The following is a 20,500-nucleotide window of genomic DNA, read 5'->3' on the forward strand; positions in this document are numbered from 1 at the left end:
CGCCGTGGTACGCTGTGGGTCGCCTTCCACCCCCGCTGAAGCCTTTCGTTCATTGCCATGTCCATCGCCTTCGATCTGCCACCGGCCGCGCGGCCGGGCCAGTCCGCCGACACCATCGACACCCCTTCCCTGGTCCTGGACCTGGATCTTTTCGCCAGCAACGTCGACCGCATGCAGGCCGCCGCCGACCAGCGCGGCATCAAGCTGCGGCCGCACGCCAAGGCGCACAAGTGCCCCGATATCTCGCTGGCGCAGATTGCCCGGGGCGCCGTTGGCATCTGCTGCCAGAAGGTAAGCGAGGCCGTCCCGTTCGTGCGCGCCGGCGTGCGCGATATCCATATCAGCAACGAAGTGGCCGGGCCCGCCAAGGCGGCGCTGCTGGCCGACCTGGCGCGGTATGCCACGCTGAGCGTATGCGTGGACGACATCGCGCAGGTCGACGCCCTGGCCGCCGCCACCGAAGCCGCCGGCAGCAAGCTCGGCGTCTTTGTCGAGGTCAATGTCGGTCAGGGGCGCTGCGGCGTCACCGACCCGGCTGCGGCGCTGACGCTGGTGGAACGCATTGCCCGGCATAGCCGGCTGACGATGCGCGGACTGCAGGCCTATCACGGCGGCATCCAGCATCTGCGCGGCTGGAACGAGCGGCGCGATGGCGCGGCGCGGGCGGCCGATCGCACCGGCAGTTTCATTGCGCGGCTGCAAGCCGCCGGCGTGCGCTGCGACGTGGTCACGGGCGGCGGCAGCGGCAGCGTGGAGTTCGACCTGGGCAGCGGCGTCTATACCGAAATCCAGCCGGGCTCGTATGTCTTCATGGATGCCGACTACGGCGCCAACGACTACACAGGCGCGCTGCGTTTCTCGCACAGCCTGTTTATCGCCACGGCGGTCATGAGCGTGGCGGCAGGCGACCGCGTGGTGGTGGATGCTGGTCTGAAATCGATGGCCGTGGATTCCGGGTTGCCGTGGATCTGGGCCGATGGCAAGCAGTCCGCCACGCTCGACTACGTGGCGGCCAACGACGAGCACGGCATCGTGATGCCGAAACATGAAGACCTGGTGGGCAAGCTACCCGCGCTGGGCAGCCGGATGATGCTGGTACCCGGCCACTGCGATCCCACGCTGAACCTCTATGACGAGATCGTGGGCATCCGGGCGGGCGTGGTGGAGAGCGTGTGGCCGGTATCGGCGCGCGGGCTGAGCCGCTAGGCCCTGGTCATTGCAACTCAGGCGAACTGGGCCACCAGTTCGTCGAGGTCGGTCGGCACCCAGGCCGCGCCGGTCCATTTTTCGAACCGTAGATCGTCCAAAGGTACGTCCGTCAGCGTGCCGATCCAGTCGGTGGGGGCCGCGCCGCAGCGCAGGCCGCTGGCGACCATCGTCATGGCCTCGGGCACATCGATGTCGGCCACGCGCGTGACCGTGGGCCACGGCAACAGGCGCATGTCGTGCTCGGGCAGGCCGAAACGGTAGAGGCCGAATCGTGTGTGCAACGCTGCACGCGACAGCGTTTGCCTGGCCTGACTCAGTCCGTCGTCGCGCGTGGCGGACGGATCCCATTGCTGGTTGCGCGAGAACCAGAGAATCCCGTCACCGGACCGGGATTCCGATCCATGTGCGGCGGCAGGCATTAGCCGGCCGGAGCGCGCAATGGCGACCAGCGGGGTACCTACCGTGTAATGCCAGACGTAACCAGTTTCGTTTTCCATGTGCAGCTCCTGCGAACGCCCTTTCCGCCTACCACTCTGGTGGCGGGATGCCCCGTTTACAAGCAAGGTCACGGCGTGTTGCAACCGCAACAAATATCGAGCAAGAGGTCTCGGGTCTCGCGTCACTTCCCTGCAGGCCAGAACTGGCGCGGCTTCCCGAAAATCCGCGGATGTCGCTGCATTGGCGCACCCGTTCGTGATTTGAGGGAAACGTCTAAAACCTTAGCACACGACGTGGTGCATCGCAGCAGAAATTGCGCCGTGAAAGGTTGCCGAAAGCGTTGGCCACACAACGTTTGCCCAGCATCGCCATGTATGCAATGTCTGTACATGGACCGTAAAAATCACGAATAGCGGTATCGGAAATCTTGTCCTGGATGTCACCCGGGTGACCTGCCCGCTGCTTACGCTGCGGACGCATCGCGCCTCACGCGCTGCAACTTGCCACTCCCCGCACGAGACCCAGACCATGACCGAAGCCATTCGAACCCTTGCCCGGCGCCGGCCGCTGGGCATGCTCGCCGCCTTGCTGCTCTGCACGGCTCTTGCCGCCTGCGGCGGCGACAGCGACGGCACGCCCCCGTCGAACAACCCCAGCAGCCCGGGCAACGGCACACCCGATGCCAAGCCGCAGATGAAGTGCGCGCCCTGATTGCCGCGCCAGACCCCATACGCCAATCCACAGACCGCGCATCCGATCCCTCAGGGCAATCCGACATGAATTCCAGCAGCCGACGCAATTTCCTCAAGATGGCCGGTGGCAGCGCCGCCGCCACCGCCGCCCTTGCCGCCTTTCCGCCAGCCATCCGCCGCGCCCTGGCCATTCCGGCCAACAACGCCACCAAGTCCATCCGCGACGTGGAATACGTGGTGGTGCTGATGCAGGAAAACCGTTCGTTCGATCATTACTTCGGCACCATGAACGGCGTGCGCGGCTTTGGCGACCGCTTCACGATCCCGCTGCCGGGCGGCCGCAACGTGTTCCAGCAAACCTACGCCAGCGGCAATACCAATCGTGTTGTGCTGCCCTACCACCTGGACCAGACGGTCGGCAACGCCCAGCGCGTAAGCGGCACGCCGCACAGCCAGCCCGATGCCCAGGCCGCGTACGACCTGGGCCGCATGAGCGCCTGGCCCACGTCGAAGAAGACCCAGTCGATGGGTTACTACACCGAGCAGGAACTGGGCTTCCAGTACGCGCTGGCCAATGCCTTCACGCTGTGCGACGCCTACCACTGCAGTTTTCACGGCGGCACCAACACCAACCGCCTGTTCCACTGGACCGGCACCAACGACCCGCTCGGCACCCATGGCGGGCCGGTCATCGACAACGCCGGTGATTCGCTCGGCGCCACCGGCATCAACTACACGTGGACCACGTATCCGGAACGCCTGCAGGCGGCCGGCGTAAGCTGGAAGGTCTACCAGAACATGCCGGACAACTACACCGACAACCCGCTGGCCGGCTTCCAGCAGTACCGCGCCGCCAACGCCGCGCGCGGCAATGCCGCGAATGGCTCGCCGTATCCCGCCTACACGCCAGCCGACGACACCACCAACCCGCTGTTCAAGGGCATCGGCAACACCATGCCGGACGGTGGCTTCCTGCAGGCGCTGCGCGACGACATCGCCGCCGGCACGCTGCCGCAGGTGTCGTGGATCGTCGCTCCGGCCACCTATTCCGAACACCCCGGGCCGTCGAGCCCGGTGCAGGGCGCGTGGTACACCCAGCAGGTGCTCGATGCACTGACCGCCAACCCCGACGTCTGGAGCCGCACGGTCCTGCTGATCAACTTCGATGAAAACGACGGCTTCTTCGACCACGTGCCGCCGCCGTGCGCCCCGGCACTCACGGCCAAGGGCGAACCGATCGGCTACACATCGGATGCACTGGACCCAACGAAGTCCGAGTACTACAGCCTCGACAAGACCCCATTCGGCCCCGGCCCCCGCGTGCCGATGTACGTGGTATCGCCATGGAGCCGTGGCGGCTGGGTGAATTCCCAGGTATTCGACCATACGTCGGTGCTGCGCTTCCTGGAGCAGCGGTTCGGCGTGGCCGAAACCAATATCAGCGCGTATCGACGCGCCATCATGGGCGATCTGATGACGGCGTTCGACTTCGTCAATCCGAACGCCAACGTGGCGCTGGGCGTCACGCCACTGACGCAGACCGGTGCGGACGCCCAGCGTGCCGCCCAGGATGCCAAGGCCCAGATTCCCGCGCCGACCGTGGCCGCCCAGTCGATGCCCACGCAGAAGCGCGGCACGCGCCCGTCGCGCGCACTGCCATACACGCTGCATACGAGCGGACTGGAAGACCCAGTGACCAACACGTTCTCGCTGCTGTTCAAGAATGACGGCAAGCAGGCCGCCGTGTTCCACGTCTACGACCGCCTGAATCTGGGCGATGTACCGCGCCGCTACGCCCTCGACGCCGGAGATTCCCATACCGCCAGGATCGACGTCAGCGCGGAGGGCGGCCGCTACAACTTCTGGGTGCTGGGCCCGAACGGTTACCACCGCGCCTTCGTGGGCGATGTCAGCGCGCAGAAGGCCGCCGGCGGCGGAGCCGCGCCCGAGATCCGCGTCTGCTATGACGAAACCAATGCCGAAGTCTGGCTGACGATGATCAACCGGGGCACCGCGAGCTGTACGTTCACGGTCAAGCCGAATGCCTACCGCAACGACGGCCCGACCGCGTTCGAGCTGCCGCCGGGCAAGGAACTGGACCAGCACTGGCCCGTGAGGCTGCAGGGCAACTGGTACGACTTTACGGTGACCACCCAGCAAGGCGGGTTCAGCCGCCGCTTTGCCGGGCGGCTCGAGAACGGCACGCACACCACGTCCGATCCGGAAATGGGCGTCTGAGTTGCCGAGAGGTAGCGGCCGCGCTACCGGCCCAGGCTCAGGTCCATGATCATGCGCGCCTCCAGGTACAGGCGGCGTGGAATGGCATCGATCAGGATGTATTCGTCGGCATTGGTGTGATAGCCGAAGCCGGGCAGGCCCATGCCCTCCAGCACGGGCTTGCCTGACAGCGCGGCGTAGGCGGCGTCGCTGCCGCCGCCCGTGCGCGCGGCGGCAATGCCGACGCTGCCGCCCACTTCCTGATAGATCGCCTGCCCTTTCGCGGCCAGTGCCTGGCCGGCGGCCGAGGCATTGAACGCGGGCCGGCCCCGCTTCATGTCGATGGTGATCTCGGCGGCCGGCAGCCGCTTGCGCCGGGCGCGCTCGTCGAGCATGGCGACGATGGCGTCGTAGTCGTCATTGCGGCCGTACCGCATGTCGGCCGTGAGCGTCGCCGTGGCCGGAATCGCGTTCGTCGCCGACCCCGCGGACGCCAGCGTCCAGTTGAAGCGGATCTCGCGCGCCTTGTCGTCGATGTCCTGCGTACGCAGGATCAGGTCCGCAGCTTCGGTCAGGGCGTTGACGCCAAGCTCGGGCGCGACGCCGGCATGCGAGGCCACCCCCTTGATCGTGACTTCCGCATGGGCAATGCCCGACGTAGCCAGGCCAAAGCTCTCGGCCGTGGCAAAGGCCGGTTCATGGGACAGGACATAGTCGTGCGACGCCGCCAGCCGCTCGATCAGCGCGTGCGACCCGAACGACCCGGTTTCCTCGTCGGTATTGAACAGCACGGTCAGCGTGCCGTAGTCGCGGAAGCCGCGTGCATCGAGCAACTGCAGCGCATGCAGGATGACCGCGAGCCCGCTCTTGTCGTCGGCAATGCCGGGCCCGTAGGCATGGTTTCCATCGATCCGGAATGGTGCTTTGGCCAAAAATCCGTGCGGATACACGGTATCCATATGGGCCATCAGCAGGATCTTCGTGGTGCCGGTGCCCTGGAACACGCCCACGATGTTGTCGCCGACCACGCCGGCCTGCGCCGGGTGTCGGGTCACGGCGGCACCCAGACCGGCCAGCCGCGTGGCCAGGTAGTCGCCCATTGCCTTCATGCCGGCCGCATCCCCGGGGCCGGTTTCGATATTGACCAGCGCTTCCAGCGTGGCAAGCGTGGGCGCCTGCTGCGCACGGGCGGCGGCGTCGAGCGCGCTGTCGTAGGCAGGCGGCGCGGCGACACTGTCCGAGCAGCCGTAAGACATCATCATCGTGACGGCGATGGCCGCCGCGCCAAGCATTGTCCTGTACATCGTGTGACTCCTGAGTGAAACACCCCTCTCGGCGTCGGCGCTGTCTGGTGATCTCTGGATGGTCATTCGCGCCCCGAGGCGGCATTATTGCCAGCCACCTCACCGTGGCGATTGACCGAACGCATGGATTCGTCACGCTGTCATATTTCCGCCTTATAGTCCCCGGCTATCGCTTTTTTGTCCCCGGGAGTCCCATGCTTGGCGACCTGCTGATGACCTTCTACGAGGTGGCGCGACAGGGCAGCATCACCACGGCCGCGCGTCAGTTGCGCGTGAGCCAGCCCACGGTCACCGGACGCATCCGGCAGCTCGAGGAGTTGTACGGCGTGGAACTGTTCCATCGCCGGGCCAGCCGCGTGGACCTCAGTGACGTTGGCGTGGCGCTGATGCCGCTGGCCGAGCAGATCATGCAACAGGAAAGCAATGCCGACTTCCTGCTGCGCAACGCGGGCAACCTGCGCTTTGGCAACCTGCGTATCGGCGCCACCGGGCCCTACTACATCCTGCGCAGCGTTGCCGCCTTCCGGCAGCGCTATCCGGCCATCGAGATCAGTATCGAGATCGGCAACTCCAAGCAGATGATCGAGGCGCTGTACGAGTACCGCATCGACGCTGCCGTGTCGTCGCACGCGCTGGACGACGACCGCCTGCACCGCGTCACGCTGGCGGCCGACCCGATGGTGCTGGTGGTACACCCGGTGCATCCGCTGGCGCGCCGGCCACGCGTGGAGGTGTCAGAGCTGGCCGCGTGCCATCTGCTGGTGCGCGAACAGGGATCGATGACGCGCGAGGCCACCGAGGCTTCGCTGCGCGCAGTGGGTACAGGCATGCCGCCGCATACGGTGATCGGCAGCCGCGAGGCCATCTGCGAGGCCATTCGCCACAACCTCGGCGCCAGTGTCATGCCGGCAGGAGAAGTGCCGCGCGATCCGGCGCTGGTGGTGGTGCCGTTCGCCAGCGCGGCACCGGTTATCCACGAATACCTGTACTGCCTGAACGGCCGCCGCCACACCCGCCTGGTGGGCGCCCTTCTCGACTGTCTGGTGGCGCCCGCAGGCGCGGCCGCGCTGCATTGCGAAGCGCCGCCGCCAGCGCCTATATTGAACTGAACCGCCCCATCCAGCCCCCCGAGCCCCGCCGATGACCGGTACGGTCCCTTCGAGCTTTCCAGAATACGATCAACTGCTGACGCTGCTGGAACTGGGCGCACCGTGGTTCGAAACCCGCACGGCATGCCATGTCACCGTGCTCGACCGCACGTTCGCCGTACCGGTGGCCAGCCTGGGCACGCATGCCCCCGATGCGCCAGCCATCGGTATATTCGGCGGCATCCACGGCCTGGAACGCATTGGCACGCAGCTGGTGCTGGGCTACATGCGTTCGCTGCTGTGCCGGCTGAGCTGGGACGACCTGCTGCACCGGCAGCTCGAAAGCGTGCGGCTGGTGTTCATGCCGATCGTGAACCCCGGGGGCATGTATATCGCCACGCGCGCCAATCCGAATGGCGTGGACCTGATGCGCAATGCGCCCCAGAATGCCGATGCCCGGGTGCCGTTCCTGGCCGGCGGCCAGCGCATCGGCAGCTGGCTGCCGTGGTATCGCGGCCGCGCGGGGTCGCCGATGGAAGCCGAAAGCATGGCGCTGCTGCGCGTGGTGGAAACCGAACTGCTGCCCCGGCCACTGAGCTTTGCCGTGGACTGCCATTCCGGCTACGGCTGGCGCGACAGCATCTGGTTTCCGTATGCGCGCACGCATACGCCGATGCAACACCTGCCTGAGATGTATCTGCTCAAGACCATGTTCGAACAGGCTCACCCGCACCATGGCTATGCCTTCGAGCCGCAGAGCCACCAGTACCTGCTGCATGGCGACCTCTGGGACTACGCCTACGATCGCACGCCGCCGGCATGCCTGTTCCTGCCGATGACGCTGGAGCTTGGGTCGTGGCTCTGGATCAAGAAGAATCCGCGCCAGCTGTTCTCGCGGGCCGGTATCTTCAATCCGATCAAGGCACACCGCACCGCCCGCGTGCTGCGGCGCCATGTGAGCCTGTTCGACTTCCTGGGCCGCGTGGCAGTGGCGCCCTCGCGCTGGCTGCCGCAGGGTTCGCATCGCCAGCATCTGCTGGAGCAGGCCCGCGCGCACTGGCAGAACGGCAAGCCCGCGCCATGAGCGGATGGATCTTCCTGCGCGGCCTGACCCGCGAGTCGCGCCACTGGGGCGAACTGCCCGAACGCTGGTCCGCGCACGGCCTGCCCGCGCCACTGATGATCGACCTGCCTGGCAACGGCAGTGCACGCCACCTGCCGGTACCGGGCAGCGTCCGGGGCATGACAGAGGCCGTACGGGCAGCGGCACGGGCCACGGGTCGCAGCGGTCCGTGGCGCGTCCTGGCAATGTCGCTGGGCGCCATGGTTGCCACTGACTGGGCACAAGGATGGCCCGGCGAGATCGGCGGCCTGGTGCTGGTCAATACGAGCATGCGGCCGTTCAGCCATCCCGCCGAGCGGCTGCGACTGCGCAACTGGGCGGCCCTGCTGGGCATGGCCCGCTACTGGGACAATCGTCCGCGCTGCGAGCGCGTAGTCCACCGGCTGACCTGCGAGCGGCTCGATACCCTCGACGCCGACCTCGCGCGCTGGGTGGAAATTGGCCAGACCGCCCCGGTCTCGCGCGAGGCGGCATGGCTGCAACTGGTGGCCGCCGCTCGCTTTCGTGCGCACCGCCAGCCGCCGCAGTGCGCGACGCTGGTGGTGTCATCCGACGCCGACCGGCTGGTGAACCCCAATTGCTCCGCACGTCTGGCAGCGGCCTGGGGCGTACCCCACGCGCGCCACCCATGGGCCGGGCATGACCTGCCGCACGACGATCCGCAGTGGCTATGCGAGACCGCCGGCGCCGCGATGCACCGGTAATAGATAGATCGTTCCCTGATCCTGCGGATGGCGGGGCGCACTCGCCCCGAATTTGGCCGGATTCTGACGACCGCACTTGCGTTCGTCTCCCGGGCCATCCGTCTACCGCCCCGGAATCCGACACCTGAAAGCACCTTTCACATTGCGAAATCCGGGGAGGCATTCCCCCTGCGCGCGGGTTTCGTTCTGAGAAAACGCGTTTCACATCTCAAAATTCATCGTCTATCTCATTGAATAATAAGGATAAACAAAGTCTTATGTCTTATATAAGAGTTAGTTGCTGCGCAGCAAAACGCTCATACAATTATTTCCACGCTGCTTGCTTCGAAACACCCGGCGGCACCCTGAAACCCTTCTCGCAGACACCCTTACTTCTCAGGAAATCGACATGGCCCAGTATCAAGACGACATCAAGGCAATTGCAGGTTTGAAGGCAAGCCACGGCAGCGCATGGGATGCCATCAATCCCGAGTATGCCGCCCGCATGCGTGCCCAGAACAAGTTCAAGACGGGCCTGGACATTGCCAAGTACACCGCCAGGATCATGCGCGCCGACATGGCCGCCTATGACGCCAACCCGGCCAAGTACACCCAGTCGCTGGGTTGCTGGCACGGCTTCATCGGCCAGCAGAAGATGATCTCCATCAAGAAGCACTTCAAGAGCACCGAGCGCCGCTACCTGTACCTGTCGGGCTGGATGGTTGCCGCGCTGCGCTCCGAGTTCGGCCCGCTGCCGGACCAGTCGATGCACGAGAAGACCTCGGTCAGCGCGCTGATCCGCGAGCTGTACACGTTCCTGCGCCAGGCCGACGCCCGTGAACTGGGCGGCCTGTTCCGCGAGCTGGACGCTGCCCAGGGTGCTGCCAAGGCCGCCATCCAGGAAAAGATCGACAACCACGTGACCCACGTGGTGCCCATCATCGCCGACATCGACGCGGGTTTCGGCAACGCGGAAGCCACTTACCTGCTGGCCAAGCAGTTCATCGAAGCGGGCGCCTGCTGCATCCAGATCGAAAACCAGGTGTCCGACGAGAAGCAGTGCGGCCACCAGGACGGCAAGGTCACCGTGCCGCATGAAGACTTCCTGGCCAAGGTCCGCGCCATCCGCTACGCGTTCCTGGAACTGGGCGTGGACGACGGCATCATCGTGACCCGTACCGACTCGCTGGGCGCCGGCCTGACCAAGCAGATCGCCGTGACCCACACGCCGGGCGACCTGGGCGACCAGTACAACTCCTTCCTGGATTGCGAGGAGATCTCGGCCGACACGCTGGGCAACGGTGACGTCGTGATCAAGCAGAACGGCAAGCTGATGCGTCCCAAGCGCCTGCCCAGCAACCTGTTCCAGTTCCGCGCCGGTACGGGCGAAGCGCGCTGCGTGCTGGACAGCATCACGTCGCTGCAGAACGGCGCCGACCTGCTGTGGATCGAAACCGAAAAGCCGCATATCGAGCAGATCGCCGGCATGGTCCGCGAGATCCGCAAGGTCATCCCGAACGCAAAGCTGGTGTACAACAACAGCCCGTCATTCAACTGGACGCTGAACTTCCGCCAGCAGGCGTACGACACGATGAAGGCTGCCGGCAAGGACGTGTCGGCCTACGAGCGCGGCCAGCTGATGAGCGCCGAATACGACGACACCGAACTGGCGAAGCTGGCCGACGAGAATATCCGCACCTTCCAGGCCGATGCATCGCGTGAAGCCGGCATCTTCCACCACCTGATCACGCTGCCGACGTACCATACCGCCGCGCTGTCGACTGACAACCTGGCCAAGGAATACTTCGGCGACCAGGGCATGCTGGGCTACGTGGCTGGCGTGCAGCGCAAGGAAATCCGCCAGGGCATCGCATGTGTCAAGCACCAGAACATGTCCGGCTCGGATATCGGCGACGATCACAAGGAATACTTCAGCGGCGACGCAGCCCTGAAGGCCGCCGGCAAAGACAACACGATGAACCAGTTCTGATATCCGCCACGCGCAAGCGTCGGGAGTACTGACGGGAATACCGTCGGAAACAACCTCGGCAAAACGCCAACCCATTACGGGTTGGCGTTTTTTTTGCCCGCGGGGCGTTGCGTGAACCGAAAGTGCGTGGCGCGCCATTCATTAGCGGCCTTTATAGGCTCATGCAGATTGCGGTTCTTAATCGCATGCGTTCGCGCTGCTAGGCTTTCGTCTATGGCGCTGAACTCAGGAGAACCCCAATGAAAGCATTTGGCTACGCCACGCATTCGGCCGAATCCCAACTCGGCCCCTTCCGCTTCGAGCGGCGCGAACCGCGTCCGCAGGATGTTGCGATCGATATCCTTTACTGCGGCATTTGCCATTCGGACATCCATTCCGCTCGCAACGAGTGGGGCGGCACCACCTATCCGTTCGTCCCGGGACATGAGATTGTCGGGCGCGTTTCGGCAGTCGGCGCGGAAGTCACGAAATACAAGGCCGGCGATCTGGTGGGCGTAGGCTGCCTGGTCGACAGTTGTCGCCATTGCCAGTCTTGCAGCGACGGGCTGGAGCAGTATTGCGAAAATGGCTGGACGGCTACCTACAACAGCGAAGACAAGATTGGCGGCACGCCGCATACCGTCACCTACGGCGGATATGCCGACAAGATCACGGTCGACGAGCGATTCGTACTGCGCGTGCCCGAAAACCTGGACCCGGCCGCGGCGGCCCCGCTGCTCTGCGCGGGCATTACCACGTATTCCCCGCTGAAGCACTGGAAGGTCGGACCCGGCCAGCGGGTGGGCATCGTCGGCCTGGGCGGCCTGGGGCACATGGGCGTGAAGTTCGCACATGCCATGGGCGCACACGTCGTGATGATTACCACCTCGCCAGAAAAGGGACGCGACGCCAGGAAACTCGGCGCGGACGAGATCCTGATTTCGAAGGATGCGGACGCCATGGCGAATGCGGCCAACACGTTCGACTTCCTGCTGAATACCATCCCGGTCGGCCACGATACCGACCCCTACATGAACCTGCTGAAGCGTGACGGTACGATGGTTATCGTCGGCGCCGTTGAAACGCTGACGCACACAAGCGGGGTTCCGTTTATTTTCCGCCGGCGCTCGATGGCTGGCTCGTTGATTGGTGGTCTGCCGGAAACGCAGGAAATGCTTGATTTCTGCGGCGAACACAACATTACCTGCGATATCGAGATGGTGGCGATGAAGGATGTCAACACCGCCTACGACCGCACCGTGGCTGGCGACGTCAAATATCGCTTTGTCATCGATATGTCCACGCTCGACCCCACCGCAACGGCAAGCCCAACTGCCTGACGCTTCAGACGGAGAAACAGATGGCCCAAGTCATCGTCGTCATCGGACCCGGCTCCATTGGCTTGGCCATCGCCCGGCGCGTGGGGGTCGGCAAGCACCTGCTGCTTGCCGACCTGCACCAGCAAAATGCCGAAGCCGCCGCGAAAACCCTGAACGACGCGGGATTCGACGTCACCACGACGGTTGTCGATGTCTCGTCGCGCGCTTCCATCGAGGCGCTGGTCGCCAAGGCCACGGCGCTGGGGCCCGTGCATGGCCTTGTCCATGCCGCTGGCGTATCGCCATCGCAAGCATCGCCCGAGACCATCCTGAAGGTCGACCTCTACGGCACTGCCGTCATCCTTGAGACATTCGGAAACGTCATCGAGGGTGGCGGTTCGGGCATCGTCATCGCTTCGCAGTCCGGCCACCGTCTGGGGCCGCTGCCGGAGGAACAATCCCGGGCACTAGCGACAACACCGGCCGAGCAACTGCTGCAGTTGCCAATGCTGCAAGGCGACCAGGTCAGGGATTCGCTTCATGCGTACCAGCTCTCCAAGCGCGGCAACGCCCTGCGGGTCATGTCCGAAGCTGTCCGATGGGGCAGGCACGGCGCGCGCGTCAACACCATCAGCCCGGGCATCATCATTACGCCATTGGCCAGGGACGAACTTTCCGGGCCTCGCGGCGCAGGGTATCAACGCATGATCGACGGCTGCCCCGCGAAACGCCCCGGCACGCCCGACGAAGTTGCCAACGTGGCGGCACTGTTGATGGGGCCGGACGGCGGCTTTATTACCGGCAGCGACTTCCTGATGGACGGAGGCGTGACCGCCGCCTATTGGTACGGAGACCTGGCGCCGCAGTAACCGGATTTACCCTGTTTGTCGGTATCCGGTACATTTACCGTCGAACGACAATACGGAGGCAAACCATGGCACGCGTTCGCGTTGAAGGCTTCACCATCTCGCTGGACGGATACGGCGCAGGGCCGGATCAGGACATCGACCATCCGCTGGGCGTGGGTGGAACGGATCTGCATCAGTGGCTGATTCCCACACGCACGTTCCAGCGGTCCCTGTTTGGCAAGGACGGCGGCACGACCGGGATTGACGATGATTTTGCCGCCCGTGGTTTTCAGAATGTCGGGGCCTGGATTCTTGGTAGAAACATGTTCGGCCCCATTCGCGGAGAATGGCCCGACACGAACTGGAAAGGCTGGTGGGGCGATAGTCCACCGTATCACGTGCCAGTCTTTGTCCTGACCCATCACGCGCGCCCCTCCATTGAAATGGAAGGCGGAACGACCTTCCACTTCATCACGGGCGGGGCCACCGAGGCACTCGACCGTGCGCGCGAGGCCGCAGCCGGAAAGGACGTGCGAATCGGCGGTGGCGCGGACACGATCCGGCAATACCTTCGCCAGGGCCTGATCGACGAACTGCATTTTGCCATCGCGCCGGTCCTGCTTGGTCGGGGAGAATCGCTGTTCGAAGGCATTGACCTGCGGGCCCTTGGATACGAATGCGTTGAATTCGTCGCGACGGAAAAAGCCACGCATGTCGTCCTGCAACGCAGGCTGCCAACGGGCAATGCATCGCAGGCAGCTTGACGATTCGCCACCCTTCCTTTCATTATCGGTATTCGGTGTTTGATAACAGCACGGAATACCATGCGTCTCGAGGATTTGAACTATTTTGTCGCGGTTGCCCAGGCCGGGCAGATTGCACGGGCGGCGGAACAGATGGGACAGAGCCAGCCTGCCTTGACCAAGGGCATTCAACGCCTGGAGCAACAACTCGGTATCCAGCTGTTTGTGCGATCGTCCCGGGGCATGAACCTGACCACCTCGGGCGCTGTGTTCCTTGAGCGCATTCTGACTGTCCGGAGTTCGCTGCACGATGCCATCAGGGAAGCCAACGATCTCCACCTTGGCAAGCTTGGCGTGGTTCGGGTGGGCGTGCCGTCGTCGCTCGTCGGCACGGTCTTCTCGGACGCCTTCGCGGACCTGATCAGACAGCGTCCCGCGGCACGGGTGCAGGTGACGATCGGGCTGAACGATCCGTTGGTGACCGGCCTGCGCCGCGGCGAACTCGACCTGTGCATCGCCACCCTGTCACGCAAGCCGGACGCCGAGTTGGAACAAACGCTGCTTTTCGAGGACGACCTGGTTGTGGTGGCCCGTGACCAGCACCCGCTCCATGGCAAGCGGTCGTTGCGCCTGGCTGATCTTGGCGATTATCCGTGGCTGCTGCCCAATGCCGAGGTCATCGCCCGCAAGCTCGTGGATGCCAGTTTCACCGATGCGGGCCTGCCGCCGCCCGCTGTCGCCCTCGAAACAAACTCGTCGGCAGAAGGCCTGATGGAGGCGATTCGCAAGACCGACCTGCTCACGGTAATCGGGCGCGGAACGCTGGCGCAGTCCACGCGGGGGCTGCGCGCGCTGGACGTGCCCAATCTCAGGTGGCCGCGCCATGTGGGCATCCTGCGCCGCAACGACGGCTACCAGTCGCCACTTGCCGCCCGGCTGGTGGAAATCCTCGTCAAGCGGGCGGCGGCCTTTCGCTCCGTCGGCGGCAAGCATTGATACCGGCGGCGCAGTCCGTGCGCCGCCGTACATCGTCATCCACCCCGATCAATCACCGTATACGCCAACGCGCCGGACCAGTTCTCCCCACGCGGCGGCCTCGCCCTGCATCTGGCGCGCGATGTCGCCGGGTGCCATCGGCTTCCAGTTCGACCAGACTTCAGCGCGCTTGCGGCGCCACTCGTCCGTGGCACTTGTGCGGTCCATGGACTCGTTGAGCTTCTGCACGACGTCTGGCGAAGTGCCATGGCGGGCCATCAGGGCAGTCCAGCCAGTCCGGTCATATCCGGAAAACCCTTGCTCCCTGAACGTGGGCACGTCGGGCAGGTGCGGCGATCGCTCATTGCCGGTCACCGCCAGGATCCTGACCTGCTGCTTCGCCAGTAGCGGGCACAGGTTCACGATGTCCAGCATCATGAACGAGATCTGCCCGCGCAGCAGATCCATCAGCCCTGCGCCGGCCCCCTTGTATGGAATATGCGTGGCGTCGAATCCAGCATCATTGGTGAGCTGGAATCCGTACAGATGGGGAACGGTGCCGTTGCCAAGCGACGCGTAATTCAGCGCACCGCCCTGACGACGCGCCCATGTCGTCCATTCGCGCAGCGTACGGCTCGGGTTCGACGCCGGAATCGCCAGGCCGACCGGCGCCGAGCCTGTCATGGCTACCGGCGTGAAGTCGGCCATCGGCCGGTACGTCAGCTTGCGAAAGTAGCTCTGCGTGATGGTGAAGTTCGCGCTGGCCAGCAGGAAGTCGTACCCTTCCGGCGGCGCCAGCAACACGGATTGCGCGGCGATCTGGCCGGCCGCCCCCACCTTGTTGTCGACGATCATCGGAACATTGCCCAGCGCCGGTGACAGCGACTTCAGGTATTCGCGCAACTGCAGGTCCACCGGATCGCCAGCCCCCGATGCCGTCACGAACCGGATCGGCCGCGAGGGCCATTTTTCCGCCATGGCAGGGCCGGCAAGGGCCATCGCCAAGGTGCCACCGACCTGTACAAGAAACCGGCGTCGGGCCCGGTTCATCCCATCTGTCACGCAATCATTACCCACCTTGAAACTCCTTCGATCTCTCTGTTCATTGCCTGGGACCGGGGCCAGGTACCCTGCGGCGACGGCATGCATGCGGTCGGGTCATGGCATGACACTGCGCTGCACCGCCAGCACGGCCGCAATCAGCGCCGCGGATGTCTCCAGCAACCGAGCGGGATCATCGGCGCGACGGATATCGGCGGCGCTCGTGGGACGTGCGGCATCGTCCGGGCTCGAAGCAAACTTGACGGCAACCAGGTCCCTGCGCGGATTGATATAGATGCGCTGGCCGAATCGGCCGCTCGCCTCCACGCTGCCATCCCCGTCGTTGCACTGGAACCAGTAGTTGCGATAGCCATAGCCATCGCGGCCCGCCACCAGGTTGCCGCGGGAAAACCGGGACTGATTTTCGGCTGGCTGAAATGCGATGCGTACGGCGGCGGGCGGAATCGGCCCTGTCGGCTCGCCCTGCATCGCGCGGCGCACCGCCTCGGCAAAGCGTGCCGCGTCGCGCAGCGTGGAATTCAGGCCACCGCTTGCCATCTCGGTTCCAAGACGGTCCACGCTGGCGTAGGCGTCGTCGTCGGCCATCCTGGACCAGATCCGGTCGGTCACCAGTTCCGACCAGCGCTGGCCCGCAAGCCGGCGCAGTGCCCAGGCAATCGCCTCGGCCGAACCATTCTGGTAGTACCAGATGGGCGCATCGGTGGCCGCGCCGGTGGCGTGCGTGATCTGCAGGAAGTCGTAGATGTTGTCGGGCGCTCCGTCCTTGCGCGGCACGATGCCTACGGCCCCGAACAGGCCCAGGTCCGGCGGCAGTTCCTGCGGATAGCCGACGGACACTTCCATATCAAGGTTGCGTTGCACGGTGGCGTCGCCAAACGGATTCCCCTTGAGTTCGGGCACGTATTGGCACAACGGCGCCTGCGGGTCGAGCTTGCCTTCGCTGATCAGCATCGACGCCAGCAAGCCCGTCACCGATTTGGTCATCGATGCCCAGATATGCGGCTGGTGACGATGGAAGTCACCGAAGTACTTCTCGTAGACCACGCGCCCCCGATGCAACACGATAAAGCCATCCGTGTGGGTCGCGCGCAGGTAGTCGTCCACGCGCAGGCTTCGGGCCGCCACGGTCAATGTGAGATCGTCGATCTGATGGCCTGGCGCCTCTGGCAGCGGCATGGGCTGCGCGGCATGCCGGATGCCCACGGTGGGCGCCAGCTCCCGGGTGTGGCTCAGGGCCCATCGCATGAACGGCGGACGCAGTCCGCTGCCTCGCATCACCTGCTTGCCGGGGGGCGGCGGAAAGCCCTGCATGATGCCATCGCCCGCATCCGGGACGGGATGCACAGCCGGGGGAGCCAGCGATGGCCCCGGCGGCATGACTGGCAACGTCGGCACACAACTAACGGGCGGACGGCCGAACTCCGCCATCGCCCACGAAAATGGCAATCTCATGATGTCTCCACGACGGACAAGAGGCATGAACCGTTCGGTCGGCAGTACCTGCCCCTGCATGGTCAGATAGTGGCGCAGCCAATCGCCATTCGATATTCCGAAATAGAATGGATCGATAGATTTGCGGAAGCTTGCGGGCCCTTGCCATATCAAGCATCGACGCGGTGCGCGACCAGGAAGGGATTGGCGGCCAAAGTGCGATGCCAGCGTGCGCCAGCAGACAGATCGAAGTGTCAGGGTGGCATTCCATGCAAGCGACACGCGTGGACCCAGAGCGCCGGCACGCCATGACACCCATAACAAGATCGAGGAGAGGCAGACATGAGACTGAGACTTCTTGCGGTTGTGGCGTTGCAGGCCCTGGCCTGCCAGGTGCACGCGCAGTCGAACGTGACGCTCTATGGCGTGGTCGACGTCAATGTCGAGTATGTCAATCACCTCGGCGCCGTACCGGTGGCCGCCAATGGCTTCAATTCCGGCCCGTCGCACAGTGTCGTGCGGATGGATTCCGGCGGCGTATCGGGGTCGCGCTGGGGGTTGCGCGGCACCGAGGGACTGGGCATGGGCCTCAAGGCGGTGTTCGTGCTGGAAAGCGGCTTCAATGCTGACAATGGCACCTCGCAGCAAGGCGGCCGGCTGTTCGGCCGGCAAGCCTTCGTCGGCCTGCAAAGCGAATACGGGCAGTTGTCGCTCGGCCGCCAGTACACGTCGATGTTCGAGTCGCTGGCGAACTTCGTGCCGGCCGCCTATGCCACGCAATACGAACCGGCCGTAGTGCTGGCCGGGGCCAATTTCCGCGAGGACAACACGATCAAGTACACCGGCACGTTCGGTCCTGTCACGGCACTGGCGCACTGGTCCTTCGGTACCGGTCTGGCGTTGCCGCCAACCGTTGGCGCACCGTTCATTCTCGGCGGCAACGGCGAGGTACCGGGTCAGTTCCGGCGCGACACCGCCTATGGCGCGTCGGTGGTCTATGCAGCCGGCCCAGTGGGCGTGGTTCTCAGCTATGACCAGTTCAATCCGACCATCGCGCCGGCCGCAAACCCAACCAATGCCGGCAGCGGCACGTTCAAGAAGGCCGCCGCGGGGGTCAGCTACGCCTTCGGCGCCGCCAAGCTCATGGGCGGCTACCGCTGGGGCCAGAACAAGAACCAGGTGGGCGCCGAGTTCTTTCGTGACAACTTCTACTGGATCGGCGGGACTTATCAGCTGACGACCTCAATTGGCCTGATGCTCGAGTACAACTACGACGACGTCAAGAACCAGTTCGGCAACGCGAACCAGCCCAATCCCTGGCAGATCGCCTTTATCTCGAACTACGCATTTTCCAAGCGCACCGATGTCTATATCAGTGCCGCCTACGCGAAAAATGCGGGCCTTGGCCTGGAATCCGCGGCCATCTTCTATGCCAACAGCCTCTCGCTCGGCAACAGCTATGCGCTGGCGAACGGGCAGAGTTCGATGCTGGGCATCGCATTGGGACTACGCCACAAGTTCTGAGCAAAGGCTTGTGGGTTTAGCCGTCTTCCGAACGCCGGAATTGCGACTAATATGAACGAGCGCATGGCTGCGTGAAGTAACGGCAACACTGATGGAGACCGCAATGGCAAGAATACCAAGCCGGCTCGCAGTGACGGCTGCGGCACTCATGACTCTGGCATTGGGGACTGGCGCCCGCGCCGATGAAATCCCGCTGATTACCGGCAAGCAGTGGACAGACTCCACCGAGCAGACCAAGAAAGCCTATCTCGTCGGCATCGCCAATCTGGTCCAGGTGGATATTGCCTATCACGAGGGCAAGCCGCCGCCCGACGCGCAGAGCATTGTGCCCCGGTTTGCAAGAGGGCTCAGGGGCCAATCGCTGGACTCCGTGCGCCAGGGCGTGGATCGCTGGTATGCCGCGCATCCTGACCAGTTGCAGCGGCCCGTCATAGAAACGATCTGGTTCGAGATGGTCGTGCCAGGCCTGCAGACCAGGAAGTAAGGTGATGCCATGAAACGACTTCAACTGGTTGGGGCGATGCTGATCGCCGCTGGCGCTGCGGGATGCACGAACATGACACCGCAGCAGCAAGGCACCGTGACCGGCGCTGGCCTCGGTGCCGCCGCGGGCGCCGGCATCGCCGCCATTGCGGGCGGCAGCGGCTGGACCGGGGCCGCCATTGGCGCCGTGGCCGGCGGTGTGGCGGGCAACATCAAGGGCAAGCAACAGCAGCAGTGGTAGGTCGCCCGGGCCTCGGCTCAGAAGCTTGCAGCCAGCCCCAGCGAGACACCTGACACGTTATTGCCGAAGACGTAGCGGACCACCGTGCGGATGCGCGTGAGAAACACCTCGTGCGCACTGGCATCCAGTTCCAGGCCAACACCAATCGACGTCAGCCGGTTGAAACCCAGCACGCCTGCCTGGCTGCCCAGATACTGGGAGTGCGACATTTCCAGTACGTAACGCAGCGGCCTGTCCAACGCCACCATGCCGGTCGGCGCGCGCCAGCGCGCATACATGTTGACGGCCTGCGCCGACGCCGAGCCCTGCACGGCCGCCGAAGATCCGCCCATGCTCTGCAGATGGATGTTCGTGTAGCGCACGCTGGCATCGGCTTCGTATTCGGGGCGGCGGCGTCGCCAGTCCAGCATCGCCGAGCCGCCCACACCCCATGCATTCAACGTGCCGCGATCCAGAAAATCGATCACCAGTCCGCCGATTCCACCAATGGCAGACCTGGCGACGGAGAGGTCGCTGGAAACATAGCCGAGCGAAAAATTGAAGATTGGCCGAAACACGAGTTCCCGGTCAGCGGTCAGCGGGAAATCCCACCCGACGCCGCCCGTGCCCGAAACCGAGCTCCAGGTGGTTGGCACCAACACCGACTCGCCGCCATTCGTGGCGACAAACTGCGGGTCGTAGCGGCTGTACGCGAGCGCACCCTCCAGATAGAGCGGAAGCGACTCGCTGACAGTAAAGCCACCGGTCAGTTGCGACAGGACGACGCCGGGGTTACCCGATTGCGCATTGCTGATCGACAGCGCGCTGGTGGTCAGGTCCGGCACAACGGAGTACGCCATGATCGACAGCACACCATTGGCACGCTGTTGCACATTGGCGCCGACCACGTTCAACACCGCTGTGGGCGCCAACGGCTGCGCCGCCTGGGCGTGTGCGAAAGATGGTGCCAGGACCTGCATTGCCGCAAGCACCGTCGCCGGGCGCATGACCTTCCGCCGCCACGCAGCCACCCACACGGGCTTCCGTTCGCGCCACGACATGCGCCCTCCTGTTCTTGCCGTGGATGGCGTTCGAATCTGTTCTTACCCGGCCGATTCGTCCATTGGACCAAAGGCCATCCGCCAAGCCGCCGGTCGGATGGCAGGCCCCGT

The 20,500-nt window shown here is 64.6% G+C and carries 19 protein-coding genes; 14 read left to right on the plus strand and 5 right to left on the minus strand.

The annotated features are described in order from the left end of the window. Positions 1-57 precede the first annotated feature (57 nt). Positions 58-1,206, plus strand: a complete 1,149-nt coding sequence (locus tag ACOABP_RS20625) for a DSD1 family PLP-dependent enzyme (RefSeq protein WP_474229914.1) — start codon at positions 58-60, stop codon at positions 1,204-1,206. Positions 1,207-1,223: 17 nt separating this feature from the next. Here the strand turns inward: ACOABP_RS20625 and ACOABP_RS20630 are convergent, their stop codons facing one another. Continuing rightward, complete coding sequence (locus ACOABP_RS20630) at positions 1,224-1,706, minus strand: hypothetical protein (RefSeq protein ID WP_474229916.1); 483 nt, start codon at positions 1,704-1,706, stop codon at positions 1,224-1,226. Positions 1,707-2,175: 469 nt separating this feature from the next. On the opposite strand from ACOABP_RS20630, the gene ACOABP_RS20635 reads away from it, so the two are divergent. Both ACOABP_RS20635 and ACOABP_RS20640 read left to right on the plus strand, forming a co-directional pair. Continuing rightward, a complete protein-coding gene (locus tag ACOABP_RS20635; RefSeq protein ID WP_474229917.1) occupies positions 2,176-2,358 on the plus strand; it encodes a hypothetical protein in 183 nt (60 codons plus the stop codon). A 65-nt stretch (positions 2,359-2,423) separates the two neighbouring features. Beyond that, entirely contained in the window at positions 2,424-4,577 is a 2,154-nt protein-coding gene (locus tag ACOABP_RS20640) for a phosphocholine-specific phospholipase C (RefSeq protein ID WP_474229918.1), read from the plus strand. A gap of 23 nt (positions 4,578-4,600) precedes the next feature. On the opposite strand, the gene ACOABP_RS20645 is transcribed toward ACOABP_RS20640, so the two are convergent. After that, positions 4,601-5,860 carry a glutamate carboxypeptidase gene (locus tag ACOABP_RS20645; protein WP_474229920.1) on the minus strand — a complete coding sequence of 420 codons (1,260 nt, stop codon included), beginning with the start codon at positions 5,858-5,860 and terminating at the stop codon, positions 4,601-4,603. A 194-nt stretch (positions 5,861-6,054) separates the two neighbouring features. Between ACOABP_RS20645 and ACOABP_RS20650 the strand changes: the two genes are divergently transcribed. The 8 genes from ACOABP_RS20650 (at position 6,055) to ACOABP_RS20685 (ending at position 14,629) form a co-directional block, all read left to right on the plus strand. Next, on the plus strand, positions 6,055-6,969 hold the full coding sequence (locus tag ACOABP_RS20650; protein ID WP_474229921.1) for a LysR substrate-binding domain-containing protein: 915 nt from the start codon (positions 6,055-6,057) through the stop codon (positions 6,967-6,969). 31 nt (positions 6,970-7,000) lie between these two features. Beyond that, positions 7,001-8,032 carry a M14 family zinc carboxypeptidase gene (locus ACOABP_RS20655; protein WP_474229923.1) on the plus strand — a complete coding sequence of 344 codons (1,032 nt, stop codon included), beginning with the start codon at positions 7,001-7,003 and terminating at the stop codon, positions 8,030-8,032. Next, complete coding sequence (locus ACOABP_RS20660) at positions 8,029-8,775, plus strand: alpha/beta fold hydrolase (protein ID WP_474229925.1); 747 nt, start codon at positions 8,029-8,031, stop codon at positions 8,773-8,775. Before ACOABP_RS20655 ends, ACOABP_RS20660 begins: the two co-directional genes overlap by 4 nt. 388 nt (positions 8,776-9,163) lie before the next feature. Continuing rightward, positions 9,164-10,744, plus strand: a complete 1,581-nt coding sequence (locus tag ACOABP_RS20665) for an isocitrate lyase (RefSeq protein WP_474229926.1) — start codon at positions 9,164-9,166, stop codon at positions 10,742-10,744. A 239-nt stretch (positions 10,745-10,983) separates the two neighbouring features. Then, positions 10,984-12,063 carry an NAD(P)-dependent alcohol dehydrogenase gene (locus ACOABP_RS20670; protein ID WP_474229928.1) on the plus strand — a complete coding sequence of 360 codons (1,080 nt, stop codon included), beginning with the start codon at positions 10,984-10,986 and terminating at the stop codon, positions 12,061-12,063. Between the two features lie 20 nt (positions 12,064-12,083). Then, positions 12,084-12,911, plus strand: a complete 828-nt coding sequence (locus ACOABP_RS20675; RefSeq protein WP_474229930.1) for an SDR family oxidoreductase — start codon at positions 12,084-12,086, stop codon at positions 12,909-12,911. Positions 12,912-12,976: 65 nt separating this feature from the next. Continuing rightward, entirely contained in the window at positions 12,977-13,654 is a 678-nt protein-coding gene (locus ACOABP_RS20680) for a dihydrofolate reductase family protein (RefSeq protein ID WP_474229932.1), read from the plus strand. 60 nt (positions 13,655-13,714) lie between these two features. After that, positions 13,715-14,629: a LysR family transcriptional regulator gene (locus ACOABP_RS20685; protein WP_474229934.1), complete on the plus strand. Its 915-nt coding sequence runs from the start codon at positions 13,715-13,717 to the stop codon at positions 14,627-14,629. Between the two features lie 48 nt (positions 14,630-14,677). Here ACOABP_RS20685 and ACOABP_RS20690 read toward each other — a convergent pair whose 3' ends face one another. Further along, positions 14,678-15,607, minus strand: coding sequence for a Bug family tripartite tricarboxylate transporter substrate binding protein (locus tag ACOABP_RS20690; RefSeq protein ID WP_474230468.1), 930 nt, complete (start codon positions 15,605-15,607; stop codon positions 14,678-14,680). A gap of 159 nt (positions 15,608-15,766) precedes the next feature. Further along, positions 15,767-17,122 (minus strand): serine hydrolase domain-containing protein, encoded by a 1,356-nt coding sequence (locus ACOABP_RS20695; protein WP_474229936.1) that lies wholly within the window; start codon positions 17,120-17,122, stop codon positions 15,767-15,769. 321 nt (positions 17,123-17,443) lie between these two features. Between ACOABP_RS20695 and ACOABP_RS20700 the strand changes: the two genes are divergently transcribed. From ACOABP_RS20700 to ACOABP_RS20710, 3 genes are all read left to right on the plus strand, one after another. Next, positions 17,444-18,625 carry a porin gene (locus tag ACOABP_RS20700; RefSeq protein WP_474229938.1) on the plus strand — a complete coding sequence of 394 codons (1,182 nt, stop codon included), beginning with the start codon at positions 17,444-17,446 and terminating at the stop codon, positions 18,623-18,625. 103 nt (positions 18,626-18,728) lie between these two features. Further along, the gene (locus tag ACOABP_RS20705; protein WP_474229939.1) at positions 18,729-19,109 is read left to right on the plus strand and encodes a hypothetical protein; all 381 of its coding nucleotides are present in this window, start codon (positions 18,729-18,731) and stop codon (positions 19,107-19,109) included. 9 nt (positions 19,110-19,118) lie between these two features. After that, positions 19,119-19,349: a YMGG-like glycine zipper-containing protein gene (locus ACOABP_RS20710; protein ID WP_474229941.1), complete on the plus strand. Its 231-nt coding sequence runs from the start codon at positions 19,119-19,121 to the stop codon at positions 19,347-19,349. A gap of 17 nt (positions 19,350-19,366) precedes the next feature. Here the strand turns inward: ACOABP_RS20710 and ACOABP_RS20715 are convergent, their stop codons facing one another. Next, positions 19,367-20,335, minus strand: coding sequence for a hypothetical protein (locus ACOABP_RS20715; RefSeq protein WP_474230470.1), 969 nt, complete (start codon positions 20,333-20,335; stop codon positions 19,367-19,369). Positions 20,336-20,500 lie beyond the last annotated feature (165 nt).

The organism is Cupriavidus sp. HE11 (genome assembly GCF_056097175.1).

Bases quoted from the DNA above. Each gene is read 5' to 3' on its own strand.
- ACOABP_RS20625 (WP_474229914.1), top strand. From the start codon at position 58: ATGTCCATCGCCTTCGATCTGCCACCGGCCGCGCGGCCGGGCCAGTCC.
- ACOABP_RS20630 (WP_474229916.1), bottom strand. From the start codon at position 1,706: ATGGAAAACGAAACTGGTTACGTCTGGCATTACACGGTAGGTACCCCG.
- ACOABP_RS20635 (WP_474229917.1), top strand. From the start codon at position 2,176: ATGACCGAAGCCATTCGAACCCTTGCCCGGCGCCGGCCGCTGGGCATG.
- ACOABP_RS20640 (WP_474229918.1), top strand. From the start codon at position 2,424: ATGAATTCCAGCAGCCGACGCAATTTCCTCAAGATGGCCGGTGGCAGC.
- ACOABP_RS20645 (WP_474229920.1), bottom strand. From the start codon at position 5,860: ATGTACAGGACAATGCTTGGCGCGGCGGCCATCGCCGTCACGATGATG.
- ACOABP_RS20650 (WP_474229921.1), top strand. From the start codon at position 6,055: ATGCTTGGCGACCTGCTGATGACCTTCTACGAGGTGGCGCGACAGGGC.
- ACOABP_RS20655 (WP_474229923.1), top strand. From the start codon at position 7,001: ATGACCGGTACGGTCCCTTCGAGCTTTCCAGAATACGATCAACTGCTG.
- ACOABP_RS20660 (WP_474229925.1), top strand. From the start codon at position 8,029: ATGAGCGGATGGATCTTCCTGCGCGGCCTGACCCGCGAGTCGCGCCAC.
- ACOABP_RS20665 (WP_474229926.1), top strand. From the start codon at position 9,164: ATGGCCCAGTATCAAGACGACATCAAGGCAATTGCAGGTTTGAAGGCA.
- ACOABP_RS20670 (WP_474229928.1), top strand. From the start codon at position 10,984: ATGAAAGCATTTGGCTACGCCACGCATTCGGCCGAATCCCAACTCGGC.
- ACOABP_RS20675 (WP_474229930.1), top strand. From the start codon at position 12,084: ATGGCCCAAGTCATCGTCGTCATCGGACCCGGCTCCATTGGCTTGGCC.
- ACOABP_RS20680 (WP_474229932.1), top strand. From the start codon at position 12,977: ATGGCACGCGTTCGCGTTGAAGGCTTCACCATCTCGCTGGACGGATAC.
- ACOABP_RS20685 (WP_474229934.1), top strand. From the start codon at position 13,715: ATGCGTCTCGAGGATTTGAACTATTTTGTCGCGGTTGCCCAGGCCGGG.
- ACOABP_RS20690 (WP_474230468.1), bottom strand. From the start codon at position 15,607: ATGGCCCTTGCCGGCCCTGCCATGGCGGAAAAATGGCCCTCGCGGCCG.
- ACOABP_RS20695 (WP_474229936.1), bottom strand. From the start codon at position 17,122: ATGAGATTGCCATTTTCGTGGGCGATGGCGGAGTTCGGCCGTCCGCCC.
- ACOABP_RS20700 (WP_474229938.1), top strand. From the start codon at position 17,444: ATGAGACTGAGACTTCTTGCGGTTGTGGCGTTGCAGGCCCTGGCCTGC.
- ACOABP_RS20705 (WP_474229939.1), top strand. From the start codon at position 18,729: ATGGCAAGAATACCAAGCCGGCTCGCAGTGACGGCTGCGGCACTCATG.
- ACOABP_RS20710 (WP_474229941.1), top strand. From the start codon at position 19,119: ATGAAACGACTTCAACTGGTTGGGGCGATGCTGATCGCCGCTGGCGCT.
- ACOABP_RS20715 (WP_474230470.1), bottom strand. From the start codon at position 20,335: ATGCGCCCGGCGACGGTGCTTGCGGCAATGCAGGTCCTGGCACCATCT.